Raw genomic sequence first — 22,865 nt, 5'->3', positions numbered from 1 at the left:
CCTTGTCTGCGCATGACTGCGGTTGACGCGTAAATGATCGGCGTCAGGGGTGCAGCGTACGGGGAGTCACCACGGCTTTGCTATCCAGGTAGGACGGCGAGGTGCACGACGTCCGGCACGCCTCGGGCAACGGGGATCTCTTCGGTACGCACCTGTTGGAACCCGGCATTCCCCATGGTTCCCTCGAATTCCGGAGAGGGCTGCGCCGACCACACGGCCAGTACCCCACCGGGTCTCAACACCCGTGCGCAGCTTGCGAGTCCGGTCGTGGAATAGAGGCTTTCGTTGCCCTCGGTGACGGTCCAGTCGGGCCCGTTGTCGATGTCGAGGCATACCGCGTCGAACGTGTCGCATGTCTCATTGACGTAGTCGAGCAGATCCGCTGCGACGATCTTCGACCTGGGATCGGCGAGCGCCTCCCCGGAGAGCGCGGCCAGGGGGCCGTCGAGATGCCAGTCGATGACGGCGGGCTCGCGCTCCACGACCGTGACGGTGCCCCAGCGGGGATCGGCGGCGGCGTGCGCGAGGGAGAAGCCGACGCCGAGTCCGCCGATCAGCAGGTCGGGCGAGCGGCGGCCGTCCAGCGCGGACAGCGCCGCGTCGACCAGGAGCCGTTCCGAGCGGCCGTCCGAGGTGTCCATCAGGAAGCAGCCGTTGGCGATGATCTGGAGCAACTCCCCGTGCCGGCGCAGGACGACCTCACCGTAGGGGCCCTCGCGACGGTCCAGCACCTCGGGCGCGTCGGGGATGTCGTACGGGATGGGCATCGGCCCATCCTGGCACTTCCCCGGTGGGTTGTTGAGGGATTTCCGTGAGCGGGGGACGAGGTTGACGTACATCTGTCCGCAACCAGCCTCGGCGCTGTCTCGGAGCGGCTTCGGGGCACATGGGGATCAGCCGGGAGAAGTCTCGGAGCTTGCTGTGAATCGGCTCAGGCGTGGCGTCGGTCACAGACAGCGGACCGGCGCGACACGAAGGGTGGGGCGGAACGGAAGGAGCGCCTCACGGTGGAACGCACGGCCGCGCCCACGAGCCCGCCGCTGCCCGACGTCGGCGGCCTGCTGGACGGCATCCCGGGGCAGCGCACCCCGCCCCTCGCCGACCCGCCCCTCGCCGACCCACCCCCCGCCGACCCTCCCCGCGCCGCAGATCCGCCCCGCCCCGATCCGCCCGCCGAGGCGGGCCCCGGCCGCCGGTACCGGATCCCCGCCCCTTTCACCCTCGCGTACGCGGCCGTCCTCGCCGTCACCTCCTGGGTCACCGCGCATGCCGGTCCCGCCCTGGTGCACGCCCTGCACCAGGGGTCCAGCACCGACGTCGCGCATCTGGTGCGGACCCCCGTGCTGGTGCTGGTGGCCAGCGCGCTGTGGGTGGCGGGCGGCTTCGCCTCCCCCTTCACGCTCGGCTTCCTGGCCGTCCTCACGACGCTGGAGCGGCGCATAGGCGGCGTCCGTACGGCCGTCGTCTTCCTGCTCGGGCATGTGCTGGCCACCCTCGCGACCGAGGTGCCGGTGGGGCTGGCCGTGCTCGTGGGCCGGCTGCCCGACAGTTCGCTGCACCGCCTCGACTACGGCATCAGCTTCGGCGTCGCCGCGAGTGTCGGCGCCCTGGCCGGCCTGCTCGGGCCGTGGCTGCGCTGGCCGCTGCTCGCCGTCTTCGGCGGGATGCTGCTCCAGGACCTGATCGCCTTCACCGACCCGATGACGAACTGGGGACACCTGATCGCGCTGGCGATAGGCGTCGGCGCCTGGCCGTGGCTGCGGCGGCTGCCGCTGACCCGACCGCTTCCCGGCCGCTGAACGCCGCTCCGGGCACCGGCCGGTGCCCGCCTTCCCGGTCAGTCGTCGTACTGGACCCTGCCGTCCGCGTGCAGGGTCGGGTGGAGCTTCATGGGGCCGTACTCGTCGAGGTCCGACGGGCGGGGCGCCTCGGGGCCGTCGGGGCCCAGCCGGACCATCCGCTCCACGCGGCAGATCCGGAACAGACGGTCCTCCACGCTCGCCTCGTCGGCCCGGCCGGCCGCGCGGAACGCCTCCGCGGCCCGCGCGTACAGGGCCTTCTTGCGTTCGTCGAAGCGGTAGAGCATCGCCCAGACGCGGGCCATCCCCTCGTACAGCGAGCGGCGCGCCTCGTGCGGGGTCGCCGCCAGGGACCCGCACGGGGTCCAGCCGGACCCGTCGCGTTCGGCCACCGAGAAGCCGACGGGCAGCCGCACCACGTCCGGGTGCGTCCGGGCCGCCCACTCGGAGTCCGCGCGCACGTCGGCCGGGAAGCGGGCGCCCGTGTACGTGAAGTCGCGCAGGCCAAGCCGCAGGGCGCCCGCCATCGGGCCCTCGTCCCGGTCGGGGTCCAGGACGTACCCCACGTCCGGCGACGGGACATTGCCCGGGTCCTCCCACGACGGGTTCACGGACTCGAGGTCGGTGGGCCGGGGCGGCTCCAGACCGTCGTCGCCGGTCCGGGCGAACTCGTCGCCGCGCACCACGCGGTAGCGCACGCCCAGCGCCTCCACCTCGTCGGCCGGGGCCCGCTCCAGCACGGCCACGGCCGCCAGCAGCTCGCGCCGGGCGGCCGGGTCGTCGGTGCCGTCCTTCGCCTTGAACCACAGGTGGGAGTTGAGCCCGTCCCTGGCCTGCTGGGGCATGCCGTCCACCACCGGCTTCAGCAGCCGCCAGCCCGGCTCGGCGGCCGACGGCTCCCGAGCGGCGACCCCGAAGACGGGTCCCCGCAGCGCGATGTGCGGATAGCGCCGTGAGGCCTCGACGGCGTCCGCCTCCGTCACCCAGGCGACGGGGTCGTCACGGCGGACCAGGTCGGCGTGGAGGGCGTCGAGACGTCGCTTCCAGTCATCGCTCATACGCGCATTGTGGTCGCGCGGACGGGTGACTTCGGGGTGAATGCCGGAAGTGGGCGAGGTACGGAGAGGGGGCGCGAGGGGCGTGCCCCGTCGTGCGGCGCCGAAGGGTGCGCCCTCTCGGCCGCCGGACGTCACCCCCGTGCGTCTCCCGTGAACTTCGCGCTGGTCAGCGATGACTCGACGCGCCAGCCCAGGGACTCGTACAGTGCCCGCCCCTGTGGTGTCGCGCCCAGCACGCCGGTTCCGGCGCCCTGTTCGAGCGCCGCGCGGTGCAGGGTCCGCATGACGAGGGCGCCGAGTCCGCGGCGGCGGTGGCCGGGAGAGGTCTCGATCTGGTCGGCGACCGCCGTGGCGCCGGTCGGGGCGATCTGACCGCGCGCGGCCAGGGAGCCGTCCGGGGCGGCGATCATGGTGCGCGTCACGCCGCCGCGTGACCAGGTGCGGGTCCGGTAGCCGTCGGGGGCGGCGCCGGGCGGGACGTCCGCGAGCGGAGCCGTCATCAGGAAGCCGGGCTCGGGGTCGATCCACCAGTCCGGCCCCAGCCAGGGCCCGACCACCGCCGGGTCGGCGAACACCTTCAGCCACACGCCCGCCCCGGTCACCGCGCCCGCGACCTCGCGGACGGTCGGTTCCGCCACGGCGTCGTTCGTCGCGCCGAGCACGTGCCGGGTGACGTGATGGGTTCCCGTTCCCACGTCGACGGTCCAGCCCCAGGGCTCGGCCACGGGCGGAGCGGCCCCACGTGACACGACCCACCCGTCCACCCATGCCTGGACGAAACGATCCATACGAACCCCCTGATGACGACCCGGTAAGAGGCTCCGGTGCCATTGGTCTATTACGTTCGACCGTATGTCCGAAGCCGTCCGCCGCAACAGCCGTGATCGCCCACAGCGAACGGGTCATGCCGTGGGGAACATTCGGAGACTCATGTGCATTGAGTCGGCATAGCTCAACTTGACTGCCTAAGGGGAGATCATGGCATCGACGTCCGCTCCGCTCACCCTGCCTGTGCTGCCTCTCGACGACGAGGTCGTGCTCCCCGGCATGGTGGTTCCGCTGGACCTCAACGACCCCGACGTACGCGCCGCGGTGGAGGCCGCCCAGGCCGCCGCCCGTTCAACACCGGGCAAGCCCCAGGTACTCCTGGTGCCGCGCGTCGACGGGACCTACGCGAGCACCGGTGTGCTCGGCACCGTCGAGCAGGTCGGCCGGCTGGCCGACGGCGACCCGGGCGCGCTGATCCGCGGCCGCGGCCGTGTGAAGATCGGCGCCGGTACCACCGGGCCGGGCGCGGCCCTGTGGGTCGAGGGGACGAAGGTCGACCAGGGCGTCCCCGATCCGCTGCCCGGTCATGTCGCCGAACTCGTCAAGGAGTACAAGGCGCTCGCCACCGCCTGGCTGCGCAAGCGCGCCGCCTGGCAGGTCGTCGACCGCGTCCAGGCCATCGACGACGTCTCCGCGCTCGCCGACAACTCCGGCTACTCGCCGTTCCTGACCACCGAACAGAAGGTGGAGCTCCTGGAGACCGCCGACCCGGTGGTCCGCCTGAAGCTCGCCACCCAGCAACTGCGCGACCACCTCGCCGAGCAGGACGTGGCCGAGACGATCGCCAAGGACGTCCAGGAGGGCGTCGACAAGCAGCAGCGCGAGTTCCTGCTGCGGCGCCAGCTCGAGGCCGTGCGCAAGGAGCTGCGCGAGCTCAACGGCGAACAGGAGGGCGAGGAGTCCGACGACTACCGCGCCCGCGTCGAGGCCGCCGACCTGCCCGAGAAGGTCCGCGAGGCCGCCCTCAAGGAGGTCGACAAGCTCGAGCGCTCCAGCGACCAGTCGCCCGAGGGCTCCTGGATCCGCACCTGGCTGGACACCGTCCTCGAACTGCCCTGGAACGAGCGGACCGAGGACCGGTACGACATCCAGGGCGCCCGCGCCGTCCTCGACGCCGAGCACGCCGGCCTGGACGACGTGAAGGAGCGGATCACCGAGTACCTCGCGGTGCGCAAGCGGCGCGGCGAGCGCGGCCTCGGTGTCGTCGGCGGACGGCGCGGCGGCGCGGTGCTCGCGCTCGTCGGCCCGCCCGGCGTCGGCAAGACCAGCCTCGGCGAGTCCGTCGCCCACGCCATGGGCCGCAAGTTCGTCCGCGTCGCCCTCGGCGGCGTCCGTGACGAGGCCGAGATCCGCGGCCACCGCCGGACCTACGTCGGCGCGCTGCCCGGCCGGATCGTGCGGGCGATCAAGGAAGCCGGGTCGCTGAACCCGGTGGTGCTCCTCGACGAGATCGACAAGGTGGGATCCGACTTCCGGGGCGACCCGGCGGCCGCCCTGCTGGAGGTCCTGGACCCGGCGCAGAACCACACGTTCCGCGACCACTACCTGGAGGTCGAGCTCGACCTGTCGGACGTGGTCTTCCTCGCCACCGCCAACGTGCTCGAAGCCATCCCGGAGGCCCTGCTCGACCGTATGGAGCTGGTCCGCCTCGACGGCTACACCGAGGACGAGAAGGTCGTCATCGCCCGCGACCACCTGCTCCCGCGCCAGCTGGAGCGGGCGGGCCTGGACAAGGACGAGGTGGCCCTCGACGAGAGCGCGCTGCGCAAGCTCGCCGGCGAGTACACCCGCGAGGCGGGGGTGCGCACCCTGGAGCGGTCCATCGCGCGGCTGCTGCGCAAGGTGGCGGCCCAGCACGAACTGGGCGAGCGGAAGCTGCCGTTCACCATCGGGGACGAGGACCTGCGCGCCCTGATCGGCCGGCCGCACCACGTGCCCGAGTCCGCCCAGGACCCGGCCGAGCGCCGGACCGCCGTGCCCGGTGTCGCGACCGGTCTCGCGGTCACCGGCGCCGGCGGAGACGTCCTCTTCGTCGAGGCGTCGCTGGCCGACCCGGAGACGGGCGCGGCGGGTCTGACCCTGACCGGTCAGCTCGGTGACGTGATGAAGGAGTCGGCGCAGATCGCGCTCAGCTTCCTGCGCAGCCACGGCGCCGAACTGGAGCTGCCGGTGGGCGACCTGAAGGACCGGGGCGTGCACATCCACTTCCCGGCGGGCGCGGTCCCCAAGGACGGTCCGAGCGCCGGCGTCACGATGACGACGGCCCTCGCCTCCCTGCTGTCCGGCCGGCTCGTCCGCACGGACGTGGCGATGACCGGCGAGGTCTCGCTGACCGGGCGGGTCCTGCCGATCGGCGGTGTGAAGCAGAAGCTGCTCGCCGCGCACCGGGCGGGCGTCACGACCGTCGTCATCCCCAAGCGCAACGAGCCCGACCTGGACGACGTCCCGGCGGAGGTGCTGGACAAGCTCGACGTCCACGCCGTCACGGACGTCCGCCAGGTCCTGGAACTGGCGCTCGCGCCCGCCACGCACGGCGCGACGCCGGAGGTTCCGGTCGCGGCGTGACGGACGCGACCGGAAAGGGGAGGGCCCGGGTCCCGTGAGGGAGGCCCGGGCCTTCCCTGTTCCGCCGCGAACCCCTGCCGGGGTCCTGGGAAGCGCCGCCGGTCCGTGCCTGCGAAATACTTAAGAGCTGCGCCGATGGCGGCGACCGGCGAGATCAGGGGTGCTGACGTGCACGAGGACACAAACGGCGACGGACGCGACAGCGGGTCCGGCACGTCGCCGCGCGGTGTGGAGCAGGGCGACCGGGAGTTCCTGTCCCTGGAGCGGGAGCTCACGGTGCTGCTGCGCCGCGCCCGCGCCAACCAGGGGGAGATGGCCCGTGAGGTCCATCCGGACCTGGAGTCCGCCGCCTACGGGCTCCTCGTCCGGCTGGAGGAGTGCGGCCGCCAGCGCGCGACGGAACTCGCCGGCTACATCGGCGTCGGCAAGGCCACCATGTCCCGCCAGTTGCGCGCCCTGGAGGAGCTCGGGCTGGTCGCCCGCGAGCCGGACCCGGCGGACGGCCGCGCCTGGCTCGTCGACCTCACCGAGGAGGGCCGCACCCGGGTGAGCCGGGTACGCGAGGCCCGCCGCGAGCGGTACGTCACCCACTTCTCCCACTGGGACCGCCACGAGGTCGCGGAGCTGGCCCGGCTGCTCCACCAGCTGAACCGGGGGATGGAGAAGTAGCCGACGAGGACGTGACCCCGGGGCGCGACGGGAGCGTTCACAGCTCCACGCACACCACCGTCGCGTCGTCGTGCGTCTTCGCCCGGCCCAGCAGGGCCCGTCCGGTGTCGTCGTCCGCCCGCTCCAGTGCCCGGACCCGCTCCACGAGCGCCCGCGCGCCCTCCTCGCGGACCAGGGTGGACAGGTCCGTCCAGCCGCCCTCCTGGAAGAGCTCCGTCCACCGGGTGGCGCCGTCCGACAGCGCGGTCAGCGAGCGGACCTCCGCGCGCGGCACGCTCGCGGTCACCGCGCGGGCGGCCACCGCGGGATCGGCCGCGGCCGTGAAGAACCCGCCCTCCTTGTTGCGGAGCGTGCCGTCGACGACCTCGGCGCTCCGCAGCAGGGCGCGCGGCAGGCGGGCCAGCCGGTCGTCGCGGACAGGGGTGACCGTGCCGTCGGGGGCGGTCAGCAGCAGCGTCGCGTCGCACAGGACCAGGTACTCGACGGATCGCGGCGACCACCGCGCGAGGACCACGGTGGCCTGCGGGGTGCGTGGGTGAGAAAGGTCACAGGTTGTCGCATGGGCCCCGGCGGTCCGCGCGACGGCACGGGCGAGCGCCTCGGCCAGGGGAACATCCGGGAGCGAAACGGTCAGTTCGGTCAGGGCGCCGCCGAGCCGCGCGGTGAACCAGGGCACCGAATGCAGGCAGCCCGCGCCGTCCGGCGGCGGTGTCACCCCGTCCAGCAGGACGAGCGAACCCCCCTGTCCGGAGGCGGGAAGTCCGACACTCGCGAAGTCCTCGTTGGGGCGCGCCCGATCGCCGGCCTCCGACACAAGTTCCGTACGCATCCGGTCAGTCTGCACGACCCCTTCACAGCCTTCGCAAAAGGCTGGCATCGCTCCCCGAACTCACGTACCACCGCAGGTCAGACGCCTGGTTTGGGCGGGAATGAAGCACTCCGGGAAGACGTGGCGGCGAATACTGTCAAAGCCCGCCGCCCACGTCCAACCGGCCTGCCGCGCAAGGGTGCTGCGCACGCCGACGGAACTTGCCCGCCAACTCTCCTCCGATGTTCACTCCTTCGGGTGGCGGGGCAAGCGATGCGAGGCCCCTGCCCACCGGCACTGGGAGGGTCGGAAACCGTACCGGGCGTACGCGTCGGTTGACGGAGCGTCACATCCGGCCCATGGCACACGAGTCAGGAATGCGAGCACCGGTGCAGAAGACGCGGCCTCGGCGTACAGGCAGGCAGACGGCCTCCGAGGGGGGCGCGGAGCGCACCCCTGTCGGCAAGGGCCGTCCGACCCATGTACGCAACCGGCTGATCGTCGCGGTGGCCGTCGTGGCCGCCGCCGTCGCCGGAGCGGGTGCTCCCTCGATCCTCGCCGCCTCCGGGCAGCTGAAGGACTCCCAGGACCTGGTCACCCTGGCCGAACAGACCCAGGACGCCCTCGCCCTCGCCCAGTCCCTGGCGGACGAGCGCGACGAGGTCACCACCTATGTGGCGGCCGGCCGGGTGAAGTCCAAGGCGCCCTCCGCCCAGGGCAGTGCCCGGGTGGACCGGCAGGCGGGCGAGCTGACCACCGGGACGGACGTCTCCGCGGCGCTGCGCGAGGCCCTCGACGCCGTGCCCTCCGTGCGCCAGTCGGCCCTCACCGGCAAGAGCTCGGCGCTCCAGGCGCACGAGGCGTACTCCCGGGCCATCGCCGCGCTCCATGTGCTCGTCGACCGGCTCGCGGAGGAGATGCCGCCCCGCGCGGGCTCCGGCGCGTACGCCCTCGCCGAGCTCGACACCGTCGTCCAGCAGGCCTCCGCGACCCGGGGACTGCTGCTCGCGGCGCTGAACGTGCCGACGAGCACCGAGACCGAGTACGACCCCGTCACGGGCCGGTCGGTCACCGAGAAGGTCTCCTCGGCCACCGACACCAAGCGACGCGACGCGCTCACCGCCGCCGCGCAGCAGGCCCGGCTGCGCTCCGACGCGGCCCTCGCGGACTTCCGGGAGGGCGCGCCGCAGGAGGCGGTGGCCTCGTACGACTCCACGGTCACCGGCGGTGACGTCGACACCGCCGAGGCCTACCTCGCCTCCCTCACCGACCAGCCGAAGCTGAGCGACGGCGAACTCGACGCCAGCGTCAAGAAGCTCGACGCCGCGCTCTCCGCCCGCGTCGACCTGATGCGCGGGGTCGAGTCCTCGCTGTTCGGCCACCGCGTCGAGGACCTCGCCCGGCTGCGCGACGACGACGTCACCGATCTGGAGCTGCGCGTCACCCTCCTCGGGGCCCTGATGCTGCTGGCGGTCGTCGTCGCCACGGGTCTGGCACGCAGCCTCACCCGCCCGCTGTCCGTGCTGCGCCGCGGATCGGCGCGACTGGCGGAGGCCGAGCACCCGGCGGCCGAGGAACCGGTCCGCTTCACCGGCCGCAACGACGAGTTCGCGCAGGTCGTCCGCTCCGTCAACGCCCTGCACGAGCACGCCGTGGCTCTCCACGAGCGCGTCGGCACGCTGGAGTCCGATCGCAAGCACCTCGTCGGGCAGCGCCAGCGGATGGCCGACGCCCGCGAGGAACTGCGCACCGAACTCGCCGACTCGGCCGCCCAGCTGGACGGCCTGCGGGACAGCATCGGCGGCACCTTCGTCAACCTGGCCCTGCGCACCCTCGGCCTCGTCGAACGCCAACTGGCCGTCATCGAGGGGCTGGAGGAGCGCGAGCAGGATCCCGACCGGCTGGCCACCCTCTTCAAGCTCGACCACTTCGCCACGGTCATGCGCCGCCACAGCGAGAACCTGCTGGTCCTGGCCGGCACGGAACACGTCCAGCAGCACGCGGGCCCGATCCCGCTGGTGGACGTGGTCCGCGCGGCGGTCAGCGAGATCGAGCGGTACGAGCGGGTACGCATCTCCGCGCTCCCGCCGCACGCGCACGTGGCGGGATTCGCCGCCGACGACCTCTCCCACCTGCTGGCCGAACTCATGGAGAACGCCACCTCGTTCTCCCCGCCGGACCTGCCCGTCGAGGTCTCCGGCTGGCTCCTGGAGAACGGCGAGGTCATGCTCTCCGTCCAGGACGAGGGCATCGGCATGGCCGAGGACCGGATGAACCGGCTCAACGCCCGCCTCGCCGAGTTCGACCCCGAGACGCCGTACGACCAGGAGGGCGACGAGGGTCTCGGCCTCGGCCTGTACGTGGTGGCCCGGCTCGCCCACCGGCACGGGGCGCGGGTGCGGCTGCGCGAGCAGAAGCAGGGCGGGGTGGCGGCGGTCGTCGTCCTGCCGACCGCGCTTCTCGCCGCGGCCCCGGCCGCCGCGGTCCCGGTGCCGAACCCGTCGGCCGCCCCCCAGTCCTTCTCGCTGCCGGGCGCGGACGCGGAAGCCAACTCCAATGTCCTGCCGGGCCGTACGCAGTCCGCGGACCCGCTGGTCGCGCTCGCGGAGAGGGCGGTACGACAGTCGGGGACCCCGGCCGAGTCGCCCGTTCCGGCGCCGGCACACCTCCCGGCCGAGACGCCGGCCGAGACGACGATGGAACTGCTGCTGCCCGTCCCGCAGGAGGAGAACGCGGGCGGGGCGGAGGAGGCCGAGGCCGCCGAGTCGAGGAAGGCCGACGAGTCGAGGAAGGCCGAGGAGGCCGACGAGGCGGGGGAGCGGAACACCGCCGCCGCCGTCCCGGACCTCGACCCCGCGGCCGCCGACGGCGAGGGCGCCCCACAGGGCCCGCCCGCAGCCGCCGACGAGCCCGCCACGGGCGAGGCCGAGACCGAACACACCCGCACGCCGGACGCCCCGGAAGAGCTCGTCACGGACAAGGGCCTCCCCAAGCGCACCCCGAAGATCACCGCACCCACCCAAGCCCCGCGCCAGCGGACCGGTTCCGTCGACGCGGACGCCCTCCGCCGCCGTCTGGGCGGCTTCCGCCGGGGGGCGGAGGCCGGCTACCGCGATGTGGAAGCCGAGATCGCCGAACGGACGGGCCAGAACCAGGTCCCGTCCCCCGAAGCGGCTCGCGGAAGAGCTCAAGAAGCACACGCACACGCCGAAGAAGACACGGGGGGCACAGTCGAGGAGGCAAGCAGTTGACCGCGCCCAGTACCTTCGGACTGAGCAGTGAAGCCCGTAACCTGCACTGGCTGTTGACCAACCTCGTGGAGGAGGTACCCGGCATCCAGTCCGTCGCCGTCGTCTCCTCGGACGGCCTGCTCCTGCTGTCCTCGGACCCCGGCCGCAACATCGAGGCCCGCCAGGCCCGCGAGGCGAAACCCTCCGGCCCACGCGGCTCCGCGGCCGATCTCGCCACCATCGTCTCCGGCATCGGCAGCCTCACCATCGGCGCCGCCAAGCTCATGGCCTTCGGCGGGGTCAGGCACACCATGGTGGCCATGGACGAGGGCAGCCTCTTCGTCATGTCGATCAGCGACGGCTCGCTCCTCGGAGTGCACGGCTCCGCCGACTGCGACATGAGCGTGGTGGCGTACCACATGGCCCTCTTCGTGGGCCGCGCCGGACACGTCCTGACCCCGGAACTCCGCAGCGAGCTACGGCAGTCGCTGGAGTCCGAGGAGACGGGGGCCGTCCGATGAGCGCCGTCCCGAAGCAGTCCCGAGGCGACCGTCAGCAGCTCCCCGTGCGCGGCGGCGACCGCAAACCGGCCCGGGTGCGCCCCTACTCCCTCACCGGCGGCCGTACCCGCTTCGGGCACGTCCTGCTGGTGGAGACCTTCGTGGCGGCCCTCGAAGCCCCCGAAGAACGCAAGGAACTGACGAACGGTTCGCTCAAGTCCACGGTCATGCCGGAACTGCGGGCCATCGTCGAACTGTGCCGCCGTATGCGCACGGTGGCCGAGATCGCCGCGCTGCTGAAGATGCCGCTCGGCGTGGTCCGGGTGCTCCTCAGCGACCTCGCGGACCAGGGAAAGATCCGTGTGTACGGCACCGGTACCGCTCACGGTACGGGCCGTCCCGACCGCGCTCTGCTGGAAAGGGTGCTGAGTGGACTCCGTCGTCTCTGACGCCGCTCGTGGCGTCTCCCCCTTCGTCGAACCCGAGCCCGACGAGCCCCTGCAGCCCTGGCAGACGGACCGCACCCGCGCCCCCATCGCCACGAAGATCGTGGTGGCCGGCGGGTTCGGCGTCGGCAAGACCACCCTCGTGGGCACCGTCTCGGAGATCGAGCCCCTCCAGACGGAGGCGCTGATGACCGAGGCCAGCGAGGGGACCGACGACCTCACCGGCACCCCGGAGAAGGTCACCACCACGGTCGCCATGGACTACGGCCGGCTCACCCTCGACGACGACCTGGTGCTCTACCTGTTCGGGACGCCGGGACAGCAGCGGTTCTGGTTCATGTGGGACGACCTGGTGCGCGGCGCGATCGGCGCGGTCGTGCTGGCCGACACCCGTCGCCTGAGGGACTGCTTCCCCGCGCTCGACTACTTCGAGAGCTGCGGGCTGCCGTACGTCGTCGCCGTCAACCACTTCGACGGCAGCGCCGCGTTCGAGCCGGCCGACGTGCGGGAGGCGCTGACGATCCCCACGCACATACCTGTCATGATCATGGATGCGCGGCGCCGGATCTCGGTGATCGAGACCCTCCTGGCCCTGGTGGGCCACGCGCTCGACGAAACCCCCGAGTAAGGCCCTCAAGGAGAGTCCCCCGCATGCGGAAGATACTCGTCGTCGGAGCCGGCCAGTCCGGTCTCCAGCTCGCCCTCGGCCTCCAGTCGCACGGGTACGAGGTCACCCTGATGTCGAACCGGACGGCGGACGAGATCCGCTCCGGCCGGGTCATGTCGACGCAGTGCATGTTCGACACCGCCCTCCAGCACGAGCGCGACCTCCAGCTGAACTTCTGGGAGCAGCAGGCCCCGAAGATCGGTGGACTCGGCGTCTCGGTGGCGGCCCCCGGCTCGCACGACCCGGGCCCGACGCAGCGCGCGATCGACTGGCTGGGCAGGCTCGACGGGCACGCGCAGTCCGTCGACCAGCGGGTGAAGATGGCCGGCTGGATGGAGACGTTCTCCCAGCGCGGCGGCCAGCTGGTGATCCACGGCGCGGCGGTCTCCGACCTCGACTACTTCTCCCGCGCCTACGACCTCGTCCTGGTCTCGGCGGGCAAGGGCGAGCTCGTCCAGATGTTCGGCCGCGACCCGGAGCGCTCCCCCTACGGAGAGCCGCAGCGCGCCCTCGCCGTCGCCTACGTCCACGGACTGGGCCCGCGCCCGGAGCACCCGGACCTGGACGCCGTCCGCTGCAACCTCGTCCCCGGGGTCGGCGAACTGTTCGTCATGCCGACGCTCACCACCTCCGGCCGCGCGGACATCCTGTTCTGGGAGGGCATACCCGGCGGCCCGCTGGACGTCTTCAACGGCGTCAAGGACCCGGCGGAGCACCTCTCCCTGACCCTGGAGCTCATGGAGAAGTTCACGCCCTGGGAGTACGCGCGGGCCACCAAGGTCGAACTGACCGACGCCGGCGGCACCCTGGCCGGCCGCTACGCGCCCACCGTCCGCAACCCTGTCGGCCGCCTCCCCGGCGGCGGCCTGGTGCTCGGTGTCGCCGATGTCGTCGTCGCCAACGACCCGATCACCGGGCAGGGCTCCAACTCGGCGTCCAAGTGCGCGGCCGCGTACCTCTCCTCGATCCTCGAGCACGGGGAGAAGGAGTTCGACGAGGAGTGGATGCGCGCCGCCTTCGACCGGTACTGGGACACCGCCCAGCACGTCACCAAGTGGACCAACGCGATGCTGGCCCCGCCGCCGGAGCACATCATCAACCTGCTGGGCGCGGCCGGGCAGCTGCCCCCCGTGGCCGACCGTTTCGCCAACGCCTTCAACGACCCGGCCGACTTCGAGAACTTCTTCTACGAGCCCGAGAAGACGGCGGCCTACCTGGGTTCGGTCGCCGGGGTCTGAGCGGGCGGGGCGTCCGGGCGCACCGCTCCGAGGACCGGTCGGGCGGCGATCTCGGTGATCTTGACCCGCTCGCCGGTCCTCGGCGCCTGGACCACCTTGCCCTTGCCCAGGTACATCGCGACATGGCCGGCCTCGGGGAAGTAGATCACCAGGTCGCCGGGGCGCAGCTGCGTCAGCGGGATCTTCCGCAGACGCGCCCACTGCTCCTCGCTGGTCCGCGGGATCGGTGTCCCGGCGTGCCCCCAGGCCTCGGATGTGAGGCCCGAGCAGTCGTACGACCTCGGGCCCTCCGCGCCCCACTCGTACGGCTTCCCGATCTGCCGTACGGCGTACCGCACGGCCTTTCGGCCCTCCTCCGACGGCTTACGGTCCTCGGCGAGCGCACCGGACGCCATGAGCTTCTCCTGCGCCTGCGCGACGCCCCTGCGCTCCAGTTCGGCGAGGGCGGTGAGCTGCTCGGCGGTGAGGGAGGCGAGGAGTTCCTCGACGGCGTCCAGACGCCGGGTCACCTCGTCGCGCTCCTTCTTCCGGCGTTCCGTGAGGGTCAGCTGTCCGTCCAGGGCGGCGCGGGCCTTGCGCGCCAGCTCGTCGGCCCGGCGTTCGCCGCTCGCCAGCCGCCCGACCGTCCCGGCCCGCTCGCGTGCCAACTGGCCGATCAGATGGCCCTCGTCGAGGGCGTGCTGCGGGTCGCGGGCGAGCAGCAGCCGTACGTACGGGGAGATGTCGGTGCTGCCCTGGTACTGCTGGCGGGCCAGCCGTCCGGCCGCGCCCCTGCTCCGGTGCAGGGAGAGCCGGGCCTTCACCAGGTCGGCGTCCAGCCGCCCGGTCTCGGCCCGCCGCCGCTTCAGCTGCTCCTCGGTGGCGTTGAAGGCCTCGGTGGCCTGTTCGGCCTCCTGGTACAGCCGCTGAAGCTCCGTCAGCAGTTCGGCCACGGTCCGCTCTTCGCCGTCCGGGTCCCGCGTCCCGGCCGCCGGCGGTTCGCTCGGGTCCGGCGTTTCCGGTGCCGTCACCGTGCGTTCGCCGGGCTCCGGGGGTTCCGGTGCCGCCACGGCGGGCCCGGGGCCCAGGACGGCCTGCACGGCGAGCACCGCCGTGGCGACCGTACAGGCCGGACGCAGCAGTCTTCCTGACACGCCATCACCTCCGCTGCGGGGTGGCCCCTCCATCCCGTAGGGCGAGCATCAGGCGGGTGTGTGCGGCCCGCGCGCTGGAGGTGCGCGCTCGGCGCAACCGGGTCACTCGTCGGCGTCATCCCGCCGCCGGCCCGGCGTGGCGTCGGGCGTGCCGCCGGGCTCGGTGCCGGGCGTGGCGCGGGGCTCGGTGCCGGGCGTGGCGCGGGGCTTCGACCACGGCCACTTCGGTCCGCCCGGTCCGACGCCCCACTTTCCCGCGCCCTTGTCGCCCTCGGCGGCGAACTCGTACTTCCAGCCCTGGGGCAGTCCGAGCTTCTTGCTGTGGCCGCGCGGCACTCGCCGGTAGACCAGGACGGTGGGCGGGCCGCCGGCCGCGTCGGGGACGGGGATGCGGTACGTCTTCGGCGGGTGTCCGGTCGGGCCCAGCAGTACGGGCAGCACCCGGCCGTCCATGGGGCCGCCCTCGAAGGGGGTGTCTTCGCTCTTCACCCCCCCAGTGTCGATCAGGTCTCCGCGGCCAGCGCACCCCGGACCAGCTCGGCGGTCTGCGGGTCCCGCGCCGCGGTCACCGTGAGGACGGCGAGGAACTGGTCGACCAGCCAGTCCCGCAGCTCGTCGGCGGGCGGCTGCTTGTCCTCGTCGAGCCAGATGAGGGAGGCCGCCTCGACCGCGGTGATCCACATCCGGACGGTCATCCGGAGCCGCGGCCCGGGATCGGGGACGCCCAGGTGGCTGTAGATGTGCTCGGCGGCGGCCCGCCGTACGCCGTCCACGATGGCGGTCGTCCGGGACGTCTCGACGACGCTGCCGCCCTGGAGCAGGGCGCTGAAGCCGGCGTCGTGGCGGCCGACGAACGTCAGGTAGCGGTCGAGGGCACGGGCGAGGCGGGGGAGCGGCGGGCCGTCGTGGGGCTCGTCGAAGCAGTGGTGCAGCTCCTCGGCGGCGGAGCGCAGGGCGGCCTCGTAGAGCTGCTGCTTGCCGCCGGGGAAGTACCGGTAGACGAGCGGCCGGGACACCCCGGCGGCCTCCGCCACGTCGTCCAGCGAGACGTCCTCGGGGACGCGGTGCGCGAAGAGCGAGAGCGCGGCCTCGAGCAGCTGGCTGCGGCGCTCCTCGACGCTGAGGCGACGGTAGGCGGGGGCGGCGGGGGTCATACGTGCAGCGTAATCGCCCGCCGCCGCCCCGTGCCCGCCGCTCGGTCAGGCCAGCAGTCCGGACGACCTCCACAGCCGCCGCCCGACGCCCCGCAGGACCCCGATGTCGTCCAGGAAGTCCGTCAGCCGCTTCGATCCCGTCTGCATGACCTCCCGCCGGTGCCCGCTCGCCCGTACCTGCGCCATGGCCTCCCGCTTGTCCAGGCCCACGTTCGTGTAGACGTCCGGGTTCACGAACGCCACGGAGAACACCCGCGCGAACTCGCCCGAGGTGACCCTGGTGAACTCCTGGGACCACTTCGGCGCCGTCACCATCTGGCGGCGCAGTTCCTCACGGGCGTAGCGCACATGCCGGGCCTCCTCCACGACGTGGATCCGGGTGACGCCCCGGACCAGCGGCTGCACCCGCTCGTCCGGGAAGGTCAGCCGCTGCATCCAGTCGAGGACCTCCTCGCCGAGCAGGGTCGCGGTGAAGGAGCCGGGGGTCGTGGAGATCGTCTTGAACAGCCGTCCCAGGTTCTGGTGGGCGCGGCTCACCGGGTAGTAGGGCGTCCCGCCCCGGGTGATCAGCCGGGCGAACATTTTCGAGTGCCGGCACTCGTCCTCGATCTCGGTCAGCGCGTACCGCACATGCGCGCTCGTCGCCGCCTTGTCGTAGATGTGCCGGACGAGCAGCTGCATGAGGATGAGCTCGAACCAGATCCCGAGCGAGGCGAGCGCGGCGGCCTCGTGCTGCGACAGCAGGATCCGCTGCTCCTCGCTCATCCGCCGCCACATCGGCGTGTCGTACAGCGACACCAGTTCCGGCGGCCAGAACCACTTGCCCTCCTCGAAGGGGGCGTCCCAGTCCAGCTCCTTGTCGGGGTCGAAGGAGTGCTTGGCGGAGGACGCGAGCAGCCGCTCGGCCACCTGCTCCCGGTCCTTGAGCAGGCCCAGCGCGTCCCGCAGCCCTTCCAGTGCGTCGGCATCGGTGAGGGTCGTCATGGCTCTTATGAGACTGCTTGTCAGCAAGGTCGTCAATCCCTCACGCACCATTTGTTGATCCGGTTCTCGGTCCGTTCATTGATCCGGGTCCCGAACGGGTGTCTGCGAGAATCGGCCTCCACGAGCCGTAGGGGGAACCGACTTGAGCTCCGCACACGGAAACGACGCCGACCGCGCCGCCGCCCGCCGCAGTCTGGAGGGCCTGGCCCTCGGGGACGCGTTCGGGGAGCGCTGGTTCCCGCTCTTCCGGGATCCCCGGCAGGCGTACGAGGAGGTCCGCGCCCGCCGGATGCCCGAGGAACCGGACTGGCACTGGACCGACGACACGGCGATGGCCCTCGGCCTCGTCCGGGTGCTCGACCAGTACGGGGAGGTGCGGCAGCGGGACCTCGCCCTCGCCTTCGCGCTCGGTTTCGACGCAGACCCGGCCCGCGGCTACGGCCACGGCATGCACCAGCTGCTGCCCCGACTGCTCCAGGAACCCGACCGATGGCCCGAGTTCAGCCGCGAGCTCTTCGGCGGCGAGGGCAGCCTCGGCAACGGGTCCGCGATGCGGGTGGCGCCGCTGGGTGCCTGGTTCCGCTCCAGTCTTCGCCGGGTCGTCGAGCAGGCCACCCGCTCCGCCGAGGTCACCCACGCCCACCCGGAGGGCATCGCGGGCGCGGTCGCCGTCGCGGTGGCGGCGGCGCTCTCCACGCGTGGGCAGCTGAGCATCGCCGCGGTGGCCGAGCTGACCCCGGACAGCGCCACCCGCGACGGCCTCGCCCGCGCCGCCGGACTCCCCTTCACCACCGAGCCGTGGAAGGCCTCCGACCTCCTCGGCAACGGTCAGCGCATCCGCTCCGACGACACGGTGCCCTTCGCCGTCTGGTGCGCCGCCCGCCATCCCGACGATCTCGTCGCCGCGCTGTGGGCCACCGCCGAGGGCTTCGGCGACGTCGACACCACCTGCGCCATCACCGGCGGCATCGTGGCCGCCCGCACCGGCGTCGACGCCGTCCCCGCACCGTGGCTGGAGCGCCGGGAGCCCCTGCCCGGGACGGCGGGGCACCGATGACCGCCGAGGTGCAGCCCGTGGCCGCGCTCCGAGTGCGCAACTCCGGCAGTGAGCTGCTCGAACTCATCCTCGAGCCGTACGGCAGCGATCACTGGATGCGACCCGGCGAGACCTTCGTGATCTGGACGCTCGGGCGGCCGGGCGACGGGGTGTCCGAGGCGGCCGGGACGTCCGAGGCGTTCGAAGTGGACCACACGCCGGGGACGGTGACCGTCCACGCCGAGGTGCTGCCCGCCTACGTCGGGGACGCCGACGGCCACGAGATCGACTGCGGCCACAACAGGCCCCGGCCCGTCGGCCCGTTCCGGATCGCGCTTCCCTAGCCCCCAGTCCCCAGTCCCCAGTCCCCAGTCCCCAGTCCCCAGTCCCTGGCCCCTCGGCCGGGCCGACCGGCCGGCGGGGGACCGGCCGGGTCGGCGACCGGCTGGTCCGGCCGGCTAGACCGAGCAGCCCAGGTTCTCCGGTACCGGGAACGTCATCGGCTCCGCGCCCTGCGCGGGGAAGGCCGTGCGCAGACCGAAGGCGTACGGGGTCGGGCCGTTCGCGCGCAGATGGAGGAGGCGGGCCTCGGCCTCGGCGACCGTCGGGCGGTGGCCGGCCGGCACCCACCACAGGGCCGTCATCGCCTCCGCGACCCGCTCGAACCACTCCCGTCGGCGGGACAGCAGCTCGCGGTGCCGGCCCTGGTACATGAACGACGTCAGGGCGTCGATGTCCCGCCACACCGTCATGTTGATGATCAGCCAGGAGTCCCCGAAGACCTGGATGTCGGTCGCGTCGCCGCCGTCGGACTGGAGCCGCCACACATAGCCGTCCGCCGTCTCCGCGGTGGCGTTGACCGGGTCGAGGGCGTCCACGAAGTCCTTCAACTCCGGTGAGTCCAATGGGAACTTGAGCCGGGAGATGTTGACCTGGGCGAGTTCGAAAGCGGCGGATCCGGGGACGTTCTCAGCTCTCGTGTCAGTCATGAGCGAACCGTAGGACGCCCCTGTGCGGTCCCGGTACCCCCCGTCTCACGAGTTGAGCACCGCCTGCATCACCGCCCGGGCGATCGGCGCCGCCATCCCGCCCCCGGTGATGTCCCCGCGGCGCGCCGACCCGTCCTCCACCACCACCGCGACCGCCACACTCGGCTCCATGTCCCGCTCGCCCCGCGCCCAGGAGACGAACCAGGCGTACGGGATCCCGGCGTTGCCGAGACCGTGCTGGGCGGTGCCGGTCTTGCCGCCGACGACCGCGCCGGGGATCGCGGCGTTCGTGCCGGTGCCCTTGCGCACCACGTCCACCATCAGCTCCCGCATCAGCCGCGCCGTCGAGGGGAGCATCGCCTGGCGGGACGGACGGGAACCGGCGGTGGCGACCGTGGCCCCGCCCTGCCGTGTCGTCCGCTCCACCAGGTACGGCGTGCGCACCTGCCCGCCGTCGGCCACGGCCGCCGACACCATCGCCATCTGGAGCGGCGTCGCCCGGGTGTTGAACTGGCCGATCGAGGACAGCGCCAGCTGCGCCCGGTCGAGCGAGGTGTCGAAGGTGCTCCGCGCGACGGCGAACGGGATCCGCACGTCCACGTCGTTGAAACCGAACGCCTGCGCCGTCCGGGTCATCTGCGCCAGTCCCGTGTCCACGCCGAGCTTCGCGAACACCGTGTTGCACGACCACGCGAAGGCGTCCCGCAGCGGAGCGTCCTCGCAGCCCTCGCCCTCGTTCGTCAGGCCCGTCGTCGTCCCGGGCAGCCGGTAGGGGGCGGGGGAGTCGGTGGCCGCGTCGAGGTCGGTGATCACCCGCGCGTCCAGCGCGGCCGCCGCGGTGACCACCTTGAACGTCGACCCCGGCGGATACGTCTGGCGCGCCGCCCGGTTCAGCATCGGCTTGTCCGGGTCGCCGTTCAGCCGCGCCCAGGCCCGTTCGGCCGCGGCGTCGTTCCCGGACAGCACGGCGGGGTCGTACGAGGGACTGGTCACCATGGCCAGCACCCGCCCCGTCGACGGCTCCACCGCCGCCACCGCGCCCTTGCGCGCGCCGAGCCCCTCGTACGCGGCCTCCTGGGCCCGGCGGTTCAGGGTCGTCACCACGTTGCCGCCGGCCGGCCGGCCGTGTGTGACGTCGTTCCACAGCGGGAACGGCGAGAGCATCGGATCGACCCCGGAGAGCACGTCGTCCCCGGCGTGCTCCAGCAACGTCGTCCCGTACACCTGCGAGGCGAAGCCGGTCACCGGCGCGTACAACGGCCCGTCGCGGTACGTGCGCTCGTAGCGCAGCTGCTCGCCGGTGTCCCGGGAGCCGGTCACGGGGGTGCCGTCGACCAGGATGTCGCCGCGCGGCTGGGCGTAACGGGCGATGGTGTCGCGCCGGTTGGCCGGGTTGTCGTCGTAGGTGCCGGACTGGACGACCTGGACGCGCAGGGCGTTGGCCAGGAGCGCCACCAGCAGCAGGGCGCAGAAGGCGGCGGCGTGCCGGATGTGCCGGGTCAACCGGGCCTCCGTGGATCCTCGTCGTGGGGTGTGCCATGGGGTGTGTCGTGGGGCGGGACGGGGAGTGCGTCGTGGGGCGTGTGACGCGGCGCGTCGTGGGGCGTGTGACGCGGTGCGTCGTTCGGGGTGTGCCGCGGTGCTTCGTGCGGGGTGTGCCGCGGCCGTCTCGCGGAGTCGCTCACCCGGATCAGCAGCGCCACGATCGCCCAGTTGGTGACGACCGACGAGCCGCCCTGCGCCAGGAACGGCATCGCCATGCCGGTCAGCGGGATCAGCCCGGTCACCCCGCCCGCGATCACGAACACCTGGAGCCCGACGATCGAGGCGAGACCGGTCGCCAGCAGCCGGCCGAAGGGGTCACGCAGGGACAGGCCCGCCCGGTAGCCGCGCTCCACCAGCAGTCCGTAGAGGAGGAAGAGGGCCGAGAGGCCCACCAGACCCAGTTCCTCGCCCGCCGTCGCCAGGATGAAGTCCGACTTCGCGGCGAAGCCGATGAGGACGGAGTGGCCGAGGCCGAGCCCGGTGCCCGTCATCCCGCCGGCCGCGAAGGAGAACAGCGACTGCGCGAGCTGGTTGGGGCCCTGACCGGCCTCGATCGTCGCGAACGGGTGCAGCCAGTCCTCGACCCTGCTGTGCACATGCGGCTCCAGGCGGCCGACGGCGACCGCGCCGAGCGAGGCGAGCAGCAGCCCGACCGCGATCCAGCCGGTGCGGCCGGTGGCGACGTAGAGCATGACCACGAACAGCCCGAAGAAGAGCAGCGACGTGCCGAGGTCCCGCTCCAGCACCAGCACCCCGACGCTCAGCAGCCAGATCGTCACGATCGGACCGAGCACGCGCCCGGTGGGCAGCTGCAGCCGTTCGAAACGCCAGATCCTCCGGCCCGCGTACGCCAGCGCCGTGCGGTTGGCCGCCAGGTACGCGGCGAAGAACACCGCCAGCAGCACCTTCGCGAACTCGCCCGGCTGGATGGAGAACCCGGCGATCCGGATCCAGATACGGGCGCCGTTCACGGCCGGGAAGAGGATCGGCAGCGCGAGGAGGGCGAGCGCGGCGACCACACAGACGTACGCGTACCGCTGGAGCACACGATGGTCGCGCAGCGCGGCCACGACCATGATGAACAGGGCCACCCCGAGCGTGGACCACACCAGTTGGGTGGGCGCCGCCAGGTCGCCCGGTGTCTCCAGGTCGAGCCGGTAGATCAGCACCAGGCCCATCCCGTTGAGCAGTACCGCGATGGGGAGGAGCAGCGGGTCGGCGCAGGGCGCGCGCAGCCGCACCGCGAGGTGCGCCAGCAGCGCGAGCACGCCGAGCCCGACGCCGTAACCGGCGGCGCCGGGCGGGACGGTGCCGTCCTTCGCGAGGCCGACGGCGCAGTAGCCGTACACGGAGAGCAGCACGGCCAGGACGATGAGGGAGAGTTCGACGCCACGGCGCCGGGGGAGGAGCGCCGCGGGGGCGGGCGCGTCGGCCGCCGCCACGGTGGTTCCGGCGCCGGTGGTTCCGGCACCCGCTCCTGCGGCTGCGGCTGCGGCTGCGGCTGGGGTTCCGGCTTCCGTCCCCGCTCCTGTTCCCGCTCCCGTCCCTGCTCCGAATCCGGCTTTCGTCATGTCCGGAACTTACCCAAATGTGGCCCCTTGTGAGCCTTGGAAGCTTTCGTGTCAGGGACGGATCAGCACCAGCGAGGTGTCGTCCCGATGGTGTCGATGTAGCGCGCCGAGCCCCAGGCCCAGGTGCCGTCCGTGAGGAGGTACCAGACGGAGTTGCCCTGGACGTTCTGGCCCGGGGTCCGGCAGAAGATCGAGACGATCTCGCCGCGATGGGCCACACGGATCACCTGGCTGGCCCGGGTGGGCGCGCTGCGCAGGAGCAGTTCGCTCGCGGTCACGCGTCCGCGGTAGCGGCGGGAGTCGTTCTGGTTGCCGTTGCCGGACTGCCAGTCGCTCCCGTCGGACTGCTGCCAGTTGTCGGCACCCCCGCCGGGCTGCTGCCAGTCGCTCCCGCCGGACTGCCAGCTTCCGTTCTGGTTGCCCTGGCTGCTGTGACCTGCCTGGTTGCCCTGGCCGTTCTGGTTGCCCTGGCCCCCGCCTTGGTTGCCTTGGCCTCCGCCCTGGTTCTGGTTGCCCTGGCCCCCGCCTTGGTTGCCTTGGCCTCCGCCTTGGTTCTGGTTGCCCTGGCCCCCGCCTTGGTTGCCTTGGCCTCCGCCTTGGTTCTGGTTGCCCTGGCCCCCGCCTTGGTTGCCTTGGCCTCCGCCT

At 72.6% G+C, this 22,865-nt stretch carries 22 protein-coding genes; 10 read left to right on the top strand and 12 right to left on the bottom strand.

The features are described 5' to 3' along the window. Window positions 1–80: 80 nt before the first annotated feature. Window positions 81–767, bottom strand: coding sequence for a spermine/spermidine synthase domain-containing protein (locus tag ABT070_RS17225; protein WP_351760921.1), 687 nt, complete (start codon window positions 765–767; stop codon window positions 81–83). Between the two features lie 240 nt (window positions 768–1,007). Here ABT070_RS17225 and ABT070_RS17220 point away from each other — a divergent pair, with 240 nt between their 5' ends. After that, a complete protein-coding gene (locus ABT070_RS17220; protein WP_351760919.1) occupies window positions 1,008–1,799 on the top strand; it encodes a rhomboid-like protein in 792 nt (263 codons plus the stop codon). A gap of 38 nt (window positions 1,800–1,837) precedes the next feature. Here ABT070_RS17220 and ABT070_RS17215 read toward each other — a convergent pair whose 3' ends face one another. Together ABT070_RS17215 and ABT070_RS17210 are read right to left on the bottom strand one after the other, a co-directional pair. Further along, window positions 1,838–2,857, bottom strand: coding sequence for a DUF5954 family protein (locus tag ABT070_RS17215; RefSeq protein WP_351760916.1), 1,020 nt, complete (start codon window positions 2,855–2,857; stop codon window positions 1,838–1,840). A gap of 131 nt (window positions 2,858–2,988) precedes the next feature. Next, window positions 2,989–3,645, bottom strand: a complete 657-nt coding sequence (locus tag ABT070_RS17210) for a GNAT family N-acetyltransferase (RefSeq protein ID WP_351760914.1) — start codon at window positions 3,643–3,645, stop codon at window positions 2,989–2,991. Window positions 3,646–3,835: 190 nt separating this feature from the next. Between ABT070_RS17210 and lon the strand changes: the two genes are divergently transcribed. Both lon and ABT070_RS17200 read left to right on the top strand, forming a co-directional pair. Beyond that, window positions 3,836–6,250, top strand: a complete 2,415-nt coding sequence (gene lon / locus ABT070_RS17205) for an endopeptidase La (RefSeq protein WP_351760911.1) — start codon at window positions 3,836–3,838, stop codon at window positions 6,248–6,250. A 168-nt stretch (window positions 6,251–6,418) separates the two neighbouring features. Continuing rightward, complete coding sequence (locus ABT070_RS17200; protein ID WP_351760909.1) at window positions 6,419–6,919, top strand: MarR family winged helix-turn-helix transcriptional regulator; 501 nt, start codon at window positions 6,419–6,421, stop codon at window positions 6,917–6,919. 37 nt (window positions 6,920–6,956) lie between these two features. Here the strand turns inward: ABT070_RS17200 and ABT070_RS17195 are convergent, their stop codons facing one another. Then, window positions 6,957–7,748: a hypothetical protein gene (locus tag ABT070_RS17195; protein ID WP_351760906.1), complete on the bottom strand. Its 792-nt coding sequence runs from the start codon at window positions 7,746–7,748 to the stop codon at window positions 6,957–6,959. Window positions 7,749–8,116: 368 nt separating this feature from the next. On the opposite strand from ABT070_RS17195, the gene ABT070_RS17190 reads away from it, so the two are divergent. The 5 genes from ABT070_RS17190 to ABT070_RS17170 are packed head-to-tail and all read left to right on the top strand — an operon-like array spanning window position 8,117 to window position 13,808. Continuing rightward, a complete protein-coding gene (locus ABT070_RS17190) occupies window positions 8,117–10,978 on the top strand; it encodes a sensor histidine kinase (protein ID WP_351760904.1) in 2,862 nt (953 codons plus the stop codon). Next, window positions 10,975–11,478 (top strand): roadblock/LC7 domain-containing protein, encoded by a 504-nt coding sequence (locus ABT070_RS17185; RefSeq protein ID WP_351760902.1) that lies wholly within the window; start codon window positions 10,975–10,977, stop codon window positions 11,476–11,478. Before ABT070_RS17190 ends, ABT070_RS17185 begins: the two co-directional genes overlap by 4 nt. After that, window positions 11,475–11,906 carry a DUF742 domain-containing protein gene (locus ABT070_RS17180; protein ID WP_062642173.1) on the top strand — a complete coding sequence of 144 codons (432 nt, stop codon included), beginning with the start codon at window positions 11,475–11,477 and terminating at the stop codon, window positions 11,904–11,906. Before ABT070_RS17185 ends, ABT070_RS17180 begins: the two co-directional genes overlap by 4 nt. After that, a complete protein-coding gene (locus ABT070_RS17175) occupies window positions 11,887–12,531 on the top strand; it encodes a GTP-binding protein (protein ID WP_351760899.1) in 645 nt (214 codons plus the stop codon). Before ABT070_RS17180 ends, ABT070_RS17175 begins: the two co-directional genes overlap by 20 nt. A gap of 23 nt (window positions 12,532–12,554) precedes the next feature. Further along, window positions 12,555–13,808: a styrene monooxygenase/indole monooxygenase family protein gene (locus ABT070_RS17170; protein ID WP_351760896.1), complete on the top strand. Its 1,254-nt coding sequence runs from the start codon at window positions 12,555–12,557 to the stop codon at window positions 13,806–13,808. Here the strand turns inward: ABT070_RS17170 and ABT070_RS17165 are convergent. The 4 genes from ABT070_RS17165 to ABT070_RS17150 form a co-directional block, all read right to left on the bottom strand. Continuing rightward, entirely contained in the window at window positions 13,781–14,941 is a 1,161-nt protein-coding gene (locus tag ABT070_RS17165) for a C40 family peptidase (RefSeq protein WP_351760893.1), read from the bottom strand. The genes ABT070_RS17170 and ABT070_RS17165 overlap by 28 nt on opposite strands. A gap of 102 nt (window positions 14,942–15,043) precedes the next feature. Further along, window positions 15,044–15,430: a DUF8847 domain-containing protein gene (locus tag ABT070_RS17160; RefSeq protein WP_351760890.1), complete on the bottom strand. Its 387-nt coding sequence runs from the start codon at window positions 15,428–15,430 to the stop codon at window positions 15,044–15,046. A gap of 14 nt (window positions 15,431–15,444) precedes the next feature. Further along, window positions 15,445–16,095: a TetR/AcrR family transcriptional regulator gene (locus ABT070_RS17155; protein WP_351760887.1), complete on the bottom strand. Its 651-nt coding sequence runs from the start codon at window positions 16,093–16,095 to the stop codon at window positions 15,445–15,447. 45 nt (window positions 16,096–16,140) lie between these two features. Beyond that, on the bottom strand, window positions 16,141–17,079 hold the full coding sequence (locus tag ABT070_RS17150) for an AurF N-oxygenase family protein (protein WP_351760884.1): 939 nt from the start codon (window positions 17,077–17,079) through the stop codon (window positions 16,141–16,143). Window positions 17,080–17,221: 142 nt separating this feature from the next. On the opposite strand from ABT070_RS17150, the gene ABT070_RS17145 reads away from it, so the two are divergent. Together ABT070_RS17145 and ABT070_RS17140 are read left to right on the top strand one after the other, a co-directional pair. After that, window positions 17,222–18,136: an ADP-ribosylglycohydrolase family protein gene (locus ABT070_RS17145; protein WP_351760881.1), complete on the top strand. Its 915-nt coding sequence runs from the start codon at window positions 17,222–17,224 to the stop codon at window positions 18,134–18,136. A 17-nt stretch (window positions 18,137–18,153) separates the two neighbouring features. Next, window positions 18,154–18,459, top strand: coding sequence for a hypothetical protein (locus ABT070_RS17140; RefSeq protein WP_351760879.1), 306 nt, complete (start codon window positions 18,154–18,156; stop codon window positions 18,457–18,459). A 114-nt stretch (window positions 18,460–18,573) separates the two neighbouring features. Here the strand turns inward: ABT070_RS17140 and ABT070_RS17135 are convergent, their stop codons facing one another. The 4 genes from ABT070_RS17135 to ABT070_RS17120 all read right to left on the bottom strand — a co-directional run. Continuing rightward, window positions 18,574–19,104, bottom strand: coding sequence for a DUF3291 domain-containing protein (locus ABT070_RS17135; RefSeq protein ID WP_351760876.1), 531 nt, complete (start codon window positions 19,102–19,104; stop codon window positions 18,574–18,576). Window positions 19,105–19,149: 45 nt separating this feature from the next. Further along, a complete protein-coding gene (locus ABT070_RS17130) occupies window positions 19,150–20,607 on the bottom strand; it encodes a peptidoglycan D,D-transpeptidase FtsI family protein (RefSeq protein WP_351760874.1) in 1,458 nt (485 codons plus the stop codon). Next, window positions 20,604–22,091 carry an FtsW/RodA/SpoVE family cell cycle protein gene (locus ABT070_RS17125; protein ID WP_351760871.1) on the bottom strand — a complete coding sequence of 496 codons (1,488 nt, stop codon included), beginning with the start codon at window positions 22,089–22,091 and terminating at the stop codon, window positions 20,604–20,606. Before ABT070_RS17125 ends, ABT070_RS17130 begins: the two co-directional genes overlap by 4 nt. A gap of 191 nt (window positions 22,092–22,282) precedes the next feature. Beyond that, window positions 22,283–22,865: SH3 domain-containing protein (locus ABT070_RS17120; protein WP_351760868.1), on the bottom strand; the 583-nt coding region annotated here is incomplete at its 5' end.

It is taken from the genome of Streptomyces sp. NPDC002884, assembly GCF_040295245.1.
In the GTDB taxonomy this organism is placed as follows: Bacteria; Actinomycetota; Actinomycetes; order Streptomycetales; family Streptomycetaceae; genus Streptomyces.
The sequence above is the reverse complement of the archived record's forward strand: the minus strand, read 5'-3'. Positions and strand labels throughout refer to the sequence as shown.

What these genes read in the sequence shown, in the direction of transcription:
- ABT070_RS17225 (WP_351760921.1), bottom strand. Translation starts at nt 767, where the DNA reads ATGCCCATCCCGTACGACATCCCCGACGCGCCCGAGGTGCTGGACCGT.
- ABT070_RS17215 (WP_351760916.1), bottom strand. Translation starts at nt 2,857, where the DNA reads ATGAGCGATGACTGGAAGCGACGTCTCGACGCCCTCCACGCCGACCTG.
- ABT070_RS17210 (WP_351760914.1), bottom strand. Translation starts at nt 3,645, where the DNA reads ATGGATCGTTTCGTCCAGGCATGGGTGGACGGGTGGGTCGTGTCACGT.
- lon (WP_351760911.1), top strand. Translation starts at nt 3,836, where the DNA reads ATGGCATCGACGTCCGCTCCGCTCACCCTGCCTGTGCTGCCTCTCGAC.
- ABT070_RS17195 (WP_351760906.1), bottom strand. Translation starts at nt 7,748, where the DNA reads ATGCGTACGGAACTTGTGTCGGAGGCCGGCGATCGGGCGCGCCCCAAC.
- ABT070_RS17180 (WP_062642173.1), top strand. Translation starts at nt 11,475, where the DNA reads ATGAGCGCCGTCCCGAAGCAGTCCCGAGGCGACCGTCAGCAGCTCCCC.
- ABT070_RS17170 (WP_351760896.1), top strand. Translation starts at nt 12,555, where the DNA reads ATGCGGAAGATACTCGTCGTCGGAGCCGGCCAGTCCGGTCTCCAGCTC.
- ABT070_RS17155 (WP_351760887.1), bottom strand. Translation starts at nt 16,095, where the DNA reads ATGACCCCCGCCGCCCCCGCCTACCGTCGCCTCAGCGTCGAGGAGCGC.
- ABT070_RS17150 (WP_351760884.1), bottom strand. Translation starts at nt 17,079, where the DNA reads ATGACGACCCTCACCGATGCCGACGCACTGGAAGGGCTGCGGGACGCG.
- ABT070_RS17135 (WP_351760876.1), bottom strand. Translation starts at nt 19,104, where the DNA reads ATGACTGACACGAGAGCTGAGAACGTCCCCGGATCCGCCGCTTTCGAA.